Source organism: Paraburkholderia sp. J11-2 (assembly GCF_905220185.1).
GTDB lineage: Bacteria > Pseudomonadota > Gammaproteobacteria > Burkholderiales > Burkholderiaceae > Paraburkholderia.
Map to the genome: position 1 here is coordinate 1 of NZ_CAJMYY010000088.1, position 1,064 is coordinate 1,064.

A 1,064-nucleotide genomic window follows, 5' to 3' on the forward strand; every position below is an offset into this window, starting at 1 on the left:
TTCCGTTCCTGCCGTTCGTGCGCCCCGAAATCGACGAAGAAACCATCCAGGGCGTCGCCGACGTGCTGCGCTCGGGCTGGATCACGACCGGCCCGCAGAACCAGGCGTTCGAGGCGGCGCTCTCCGAATACTGCGGCGGCCGGCCCGTGCGCACCTTCAACTCCGGCACCGCCACGCTCGAAATCGGGCTGCGCATTGCCGGCGTGGGTCCCGGCGACGAAGTCATCACCACGCCCGCATCGTGGGTCTCCACGAGCAACGTGATTTACGAAGTGGGCGCGACGCCCGTGTTCGCCGACATCGATCCCGTCACGCGCAACATCGACCTCGACAAGCTCGAAGCCGCCATCACGCCGAAGACGAAAGCCATCATTCCGGTGTTTCTCTCGGGCCTGCCCGTCGACATGGACCGGCTCTACGCGATCGCCCGCCAGCACAGTCTGCGCGTGATCGAGGACGCCGCGCAGGCGTTCGGCGCGAGCTGGAACGGCAAGCGCATCGGCGCGATCGGCGACATCGTCTCGTTCAGCTTCCACGCCAACAAGAACCTCACGTCGATCGAAGGCGGCGCGCTCGTCCTCAACGACGAAGCCGAGGCCGTGCTCGCGCAGAAGTACCGCCTCCAGGGCATCACGCGCACCGGCTTCGACGGCATGGACTGCGACGTGCTCGGCGGCAAGTACAATCTCACCGATGTGGCGGCGCGCGTGGGGCTCGGCCAGCTCAAGCACATCGAGCGCTTCACCGTGCAGCGTCGTGCGCTTGCGAGGGCCTACTTCGCGGGTTTCGAGGGCGGCGCGGCGGTGAAGCTCGGCATGGGCCTGCCGCTCGCCGATTTCGCCAACAGCAACTGGCACATGTTCCAGATCACGCTGCCGCTCGAAAAGCTCGCGATCGACCGCGCGGGCTTCATGGGTGAGCTGAAAGCGCGCGGCATCGGCTCGGGCGTGCATTACCCGGCCATCCACCTCTTCACGCTCTACCGCGAGCGCGGTTTCAAGGCGGGCATGTTCCCGCACGCGGAGCGCTTCGGCGCGAGCACGGTCACGCTGCCGCTCTTCACG

General features: G+C 66.9%; 1 protein-coding gene. It reads left to right on the forward strand.

What is annotated here, in order from left to right; translation table 11 throughout:
* On the forward strand, window positions 1-1,064 hold a 1,064-nt coding region (locus U5A57_RS41255), incomplete at both ends, for a DegT/DnrJ/EryC1/StrS aminotransferase family protein (protein ID WP_321918088.1).